1 protein-coding gene is annotated in these 402 nt (G+C 54.5%); it reads right to left on the bottom strand.

Going from position 1 to position 402, the window contains the following annotated elements; genetic code table 11:
• The coding region (locus tag HMPREF3178_RS31720; protein WP_267283654.1) for a glycosyl hydrolase family 18 protein at window positions 1-402 on the bottom strand (402 nt) is incomplete at both ends.

Raw genomic sequence — 402 nt, 5'->3', positions numbered from 1 at the left:
ACGCCGTTGTCCTGGTCGATAGTCCAGGTGAACATTCCTCCGAGCCCCAACTTCGCGGTGTACTCGCCCTTAGCTTTAACAGAACGCGGCGTGTCCAGAGACATGAACAGTTTGCTTTCCGGGTTGTAGAGGTAATCCGCATTGGCCACCTGGTCGGTATAGACGTTGAAACCGTTGCGGCCTTTCTGGTTTTCCAGGTCCAGGTAGTTATAAATAACGTCATACCATTCGGTGGTACCGGATTCGAAGGTACCGGTGGTAGTACCGGTACCCGGGTTATAGGAGCCTTTCAGCGGAGACAGAGATTCCAGCTCAACGCTGCGGCCATTGCGGGTATAACCGGCATAGCCAATGTTAATGCGGTCTGCCGGGAAGCCTTCGGCCAGCAGATGGTCGACGATG

It is taken from the genome of Klebsiella sp. HMSC09D12, assembly GCF_001808475.1.
Classification (GTDB): Bacteria; Pseudomonadota; Gammaproteobacteria; order Enterobacterales; family Enterobacteriaceae; genus Klebsiella; species Klebsiella oxytoca.
This window is presented reverse-complemented; position numbering and strand designations above follow the sequence as displayed.